At 54.1% G+C, this 5,873-nt stretch carries 3 protein-coding genes; all 3 read left to right on the top strand.

The genetic code is table 11. The annotated features are described in order from the left end of the window. Positions 1-722: putative Ig domain-containing protein (locus tag GGR91_RS07535; RefSeq protein ID WP_183941606.1), on the top strand; the 722-nt coding region annotated here is incomplete at its 5' end. Between the two features lie 338 nt (positions 723-1,060). Next, positions 1,061-2,707: a glycosyltransferase family 4 protein gene (locus tag GGR91_RS07530; RefSeq protein ID WP_183941605.1), complete on the top strand. Its 1,647-nt coding sequence runs from the start codon at positions 1,061-1,063 to the stop codon at positions 2,705-2,707. Positions 2,708-2,848: 141 nt separating this feature from the next. Continuing rightward, positions 2,849-5,873, top strand: a 3,025-nt coding sequence (locus tag GGR91_RS07525; RefSeq protein WP_183941604.1) for a DUF4347 domain-containing protein, incomplete at its 3' end; no start/stop codon positions are given.

Here is a 5,873-nt window from a genome sequence, read left to right as displayed (position 1 = left end):
TCTCCGGCACGCCAACTCAGGACTTTGCTGGTAACGTCAGTCTGACGGTCACGGCATCAGACGGCAGTGCAAGTGTATCAGATACGTTCGTGCTCACGGTCGCAGCAGTTAACGATGCGCCGTTCGTTTCTGCACCAATTGCGGACCAAGCAAGTGCGGAAAATGCAGCTTGGAGCTACCAGGTCGCGTCTGGCGCATTTAGCGATGTGGATGGTAACGCACTAACCTACAGCGCGACACTTGGTGATGGCGCGGCACTGCCAAGCTGGCTGTCGTTCAATGCCGGGACCCGGACATTTTCCGGCACCCCACCGCAGAATTATGCGGGTACGCTTAATCTGAAGGTGACGGCGTCTGATGGAAGCCTCAGTGCATCTGATATGTTCACTTTGAGCGTCGAAGCTGTCCCGGTGACGGTCGCCAACGGCCAAACTTATCAGGCGCGTGCTGGCACGGTAGATATTTTCGTCATTGATGTGAACCAAAGCATCACTGCAACGATCGCGGGGTTCGAGGCTGGAGATATCCTCCGGTTTACCAATCACACGGAAGAGCTTGGGGTTAACTTTGAGCAAGTTTCCAATAGCGATGGAATTACAACGATCACTGCTGGAACCTCCGTAGCCATCACTTTAAGCAGCCTCGCAAACGATAACTTCGGCGACGAAATAAGCTTCGAATCGATCTATGGGGCAAATGCTATAGGGTATGTGATCCCGTAAGTTTTGTCTCATGTCCGAACAGATATTATGTTATCAGCAATTGTGGAAGGGATTAGGGAAGTTCAGTTCCAGCAAGTCTCGGTCTGTTTAAATTTTTAGTCACCGCCAGAAGGTCGCGGTTCTACTGAGAGCAGTTGAAGCCTGTCATCAAGTTCAAAGCCTTCTGATTGAGGAACTATTCAGGCGTGGGGGCATAATCCCACCTCTAGCTCCATTGCTGCTGGGCGAACGAAATTTCGGACACAACACGGCGCAGGCAGTGAAAGTTTGCCACTGCCGCGATATGCTCTATGTTTCAGGAGACGCTGTTTTTCGGCTGAACTAGTGGAAGCAACCTTGTGACAATTCAATTACCAGCATTCCGTTTCGAAGCGGAGGCTTTTCAGCTTGGCAAAGATAAAATCCTTGGCCGTCAATCTGCGGGGTATGGCTTCCTACGCGCACTCCTCGCCTTGCCGGAATTGGATGAGCTAGTTGGTTACGGTCCGACTAAAAGTTCGGACCGGAATTTTGAAGGTGCAGTTTCGCGTTTGAAAAGAGACGTGGCAACCCAATGGGTCACTTCCGGCTCAGAAGAATGTCTAGCTGAAGTGGGAGGTGTTCACTTTCCTGACCCCGTGTTGGCCGAACCAGCAAAAATTCGGTTGGCATATGGTTCGGCTGCTTGGTCGATTACAGGGATCACACACACGATTTGCTCTAGATCTGTCATGGCGGAACTCGCAGATTATACGCTGGCGCCGCTCATGGAATGGGACGGATTGATCCTGACCTCCGATGCAGTCAAGGCATCAGTAGAGGAGCTATTGACTGAACAAGAAAGCTATGTTGCTTGGCGTTTTCCGGACGCGAAGCCAGCACCGCGTCCGCAGTTGCCGGTGATACCCTTGGGTGTCCATTCTGCAGATTATGCATTTACCCTCGCGCAAAAAAATATCGCACGTCGTGCCTTGGGTATCGACGATCGAGAGGTGGTATTTCTTTACGTTGGACGCCTGAGCTTTCACGCCAAGGCAAACCCTTGGCCGATGTACAAAGCTTTGGAAGAAGCTTCTCGCCGAACTGGGCAAAGTGTAACTTTGATCCAATGTGGTTGGTTTTCTAATAGCTCTATCGAAAGTGTCTTCAGGCAGGGTGCAGATGTCCATGCGCCATCTGTCCGTCACATATGGCTGGACGGACGAGTTGAAAATCAGCGCAATCAGGCTTGGGCCGCAGGAAACATTTTCGTCTCCCTCTCCGACAATATTCAGGAAACTTTCGGACTCACCCCACTTGAAGCTATGGCTGCGGGTATGCCCGTTCTTGTAAGTGACTGGAATGGATACCGGCAAACCGTGCAAAATGGGGTTACAGGGTTCATGGTCCCGACCTTTGCTCCTGCTCCAGACTTTGGAGAGGCATATGCTCAGGCCTATGCAAGTGATGCTATGAGCTACGATTATTACTTGGCCCATACAGCACGGCATATATCGGTTGATCTGGCCGCATTGTTTGATGCCGCCGAGGCACTCGTAAAAAATGCGGATAGCCGCCGTGCCATGGGCTTGGCCGGGCAAAAAATTGCTCGAAATCGGTTCGATTGGTCGATTATCATACGCGAGTATCTAGCGCTTTGGGACGAGCTGGGCCTGATCAGAAGGGCTAATGTCAGCAATCCACGCTTCAGTCTTAGAAAATCGGCAGATCGGTTAAGTCCATTCCGGCTATTCGCAGGTTATCCGAGTAAGGCAGTTGATAGCCATTTTCGGTTTCGCCTTCGTCGAGGCGATTGTGATGTAAGCGAATTTCTGTCCGATCCCTTGTTTGGCCTGGTTCGCGAGACCCTTCCAGATGATCATTCATTTTCTGCGCTTATTGCAGGTATCCATGGTAGTGATTGCCTTGCGCTGGAGGAGGCTGCCGATCGGGCTGGAATGCCCCTAGACAAGGCCACACAAATTGTTACGGCTTTGATGAAGGGAGGCGTAATTGAAGCTGCTTAATAACATGGTGACGTTAAGGGCCTCAATTCCGGTCGCACAAGCTTGGCTTGCAGCAACTTATGCCTGTCAGGCTACCCCCAATTTTCTCGAGTTTTTAACAGTGCCATCCGACATGGCGGCACTTGTGCAGGATGTTGGCTCATGAGCAAAAGTTTCTACATCATTGATCCTCGTGTTGCGGGTTATTGGTCCATTGTCGAAGCGCTGCCTAAGGGGGCGGACTGGGTTCTGCTTGACGCTGATCGAGATGGAGTGGAGCAAATTTCTTCGCTTCTTGCCGGCTATTCTGACATTTCGACGCTTCATATACTCTCGCACGGAAGCGAAGGCGCGCTATATCTCGGCAACACGTCTCTTACTGCAGGTAATCTCAATGAGTATGCCTCATATTTGGCGGATATTGGTTCGCTCCTCACGCATGATGCTGATATTCTTCTCTACGGTTGTGATGTTGCCTTCGGTCCTGAGGGGTTGGCCTTTGTGGAGCGGTTTGCTTCTCTGACAGGAGCTGATGTTGCGGCAAGCTCGGATCTAACTGGCGCTAAAGAAGCCGGTGGCGATTGGGTTCTCGAGGCGCACACGGGAAATATCGAGGCGCAGTCGCTTTCTGTGACGGAGTATACATCCACTCTCGGAACCTCTCCGTATTTAATTAACAAGCCAGCGACGTGGTCATTCTCAGAGGATGGTAGCACCTCATTTGAGGTGGTCCTGTCTTTTGCAACGCCTGAGAATGTTCAGATAACGGTAGCGCTGAGCGAAGGCCTGTGCTGGCTCGATGGAAGCATCAGTTCTAAGGTTTTCACCTTCACTCCTGATAATTTCAACGTACCGCAGGCCATTGCCTTCAAAGCTATCGATGACCTCGTCATCGAAGGGAACCTACTGCACTATATAGATCTAGCCTTCACCTCATCAGATCCTGTGTTTAATGGATTGACTGAGCAGTTGTCTGTTGTTGTTGTGGACAATGATTTTCAGCGGACGCTGGAGCCGGGCAAGTTGCCGAGTGCTGGCAACAACTACATCAAGTATGACCTTGCAGGGGATGCTGCTGCACAGACCAGTAGCGGCCTATATGATCTGGCCGCCGGCAACGATAAGCTGGAAGTAAGTGCATCCTTGGCGGACAGCGTCAGGACTACCTTGTTCCTGGGCGGCGCTGGCAATGACATTCTGTCAGGTGTCGGCGGTGTGGATGGTGGTGCGGGCGATGACGTGATTGACGCTTCAAGCGCGGGGTCCCGTGCGCGTGTGACGGTCAGGCAGTTTGGCGGCAGCAGTACTGGCACCGCTTTGACCGGTAATTATACCATGAACCTGAGCGCAGCGTGGGTTCAGGCAGCGGGTGGCAGCGGGAACGATCAGATTAGCGCTGCTTTGGCTGCGGTATCGGCTAATCTAGCAGGTGGCAGCGGCAATGATCGACTGACCGGTGGCGCTCAGGACGACCTCATTTATGGCGATGGTTATGAGGGCGTTACAGCCAATATAGCGCTGGACCAGTTTAACATTTCGTCATCAGATCCAGTTCGGGCACAGTCGCATGCAGATGGTTCTTTGGGACGCACCTCCACTCTCCTCTGGACTGGTGCGACCTCGGCTGCAGGTAACGATGTCATCGATGGCGGCGCGGGCAACGACACCATTATTGCAGGCGCAGGTGATGATATTGTCACCGGAGGCCTTGGCGATGATGTGATCGATGCAGGCGCAGGCGCTGACCAGGTCTTTGGCGGCGATGGCAACGATAATATCACAGGCGGCGCCGGCAACGATACGATTGATGCAGGCGAAGGCACTAACACAGTCGATGCCGGAGATGGTGACGATATCGTCCGAAGCGGTTCGGGCAACGATACGGTCCTAGGTGGCAAGGGTGTCGATACGATCACGCTGGGAGCAGGCAACGACACAGCCTCTGGCGGTGATGATGATGACACTATCTTGGGCGACACCGGCAATGATGTGCTGTCAGGCGATGCCGGCAATGATCGTCTTGAAGGTGGTGAAGGCACCGATAGCCTGACCGGTGGCACTGGTAACGATACGCTGCTGGGCCAGGAAGGCACCGACACGCTGGATGGCGGCGATGGCGATGACACGCTGTCGGGCGCTGAAGGCGGCGACAGCCTGATCGGAGGCAGTGGCAACGACAGGCTCGATGGCGGGATTGGTAATGACACGCTGCGCGGCGGCGATGGAGTGGACAGTCTGCTTGGCGGCGCCGGCGTAGATCTGCTCTATGGCGACGCCGGTGATGACGCGCTGGATGGCGGCGCTGACAACGACGCGCTTGAGGGCGGCGATGGCAATGACGCACTCACGGGCGGGGATGGCAACGATAGCCTGACCGGAGGCCTTGGTAATGACATTCTGTCTGGTAGCGCTGGCAATGACATCCTGCGCGGCAATGATGGCGCCGACATCCTCACCGGCGGGGCCGGCGTGGATACGTTCATCCTTGATGCGAATGCGCTTGTTGAAGCAACCCAGGCAACGCCTGTGTACGATACAGTTCAGGATTTTCTTGTTGGCATCGGCGGAGATATTCTTGACCTTGGCGCCATCCATGGGGCTAACCTGGACGCTGGTTTTGGCGATAGGTTCGCAGGCTCGGAGTTCGCCTATACCCACCGCTATATCTCCTTTGTGCAGTCTGGCGCCGACACGCTGGTCCAGTACGACCGCGACGGCCTTTATGGCGACTATTCCGGCAAGACCGTGGCCATCCTCAAGAACGTTGTCGCCACAGATGTCTTGGCAGGCATCAACACTAGCCCGGCCAAGAGTGACAAGCTGTACCTAATCGAGAGCAGCAAGCTGTCCCCCGGGCTCGCAGAAGATGCCGGCGCCTCGATCCAGTACCGCGTGGCCCTGGGCCAGGCTCCCACCTCTGATGTTACCCTCACCATCCAGGGCGGAGACCAGATCGCCGTCAATGGTGGCGCCGGAACCTCGACGATCACCTTTACGGCCAGCAACTGGTGGATTCCGCAGACCGTCACGATCCAGGCTCAGGATGACCTGCTGATCGAAGGCAATGTTCCAGCGGGGATCGCACACAGCTTCACCTCATCAGATCCTGTGTTTAATGGATTGACTGAGCAGTTGTCTGTTGTTGTTGTGGACAATGATTTTCAGCGGACGCTGGAGCCGGGCAAGT

The organism is Sphingorhabdus rigui (assembly GCF_014196595.1).
Lineage (GTDB): Bacteria > Pseudomonadota > Alphaproteobacteria > Sphingomonadales > Sphingomonadaceae > Sphingorhabdus_B > Sphingorhabdus_B rigui.
The sequence above is the reverse complement of the archived record's forward strand: the minus strand, read 5'-3'. Positions and strand labels throughout refer to the sequence as shown.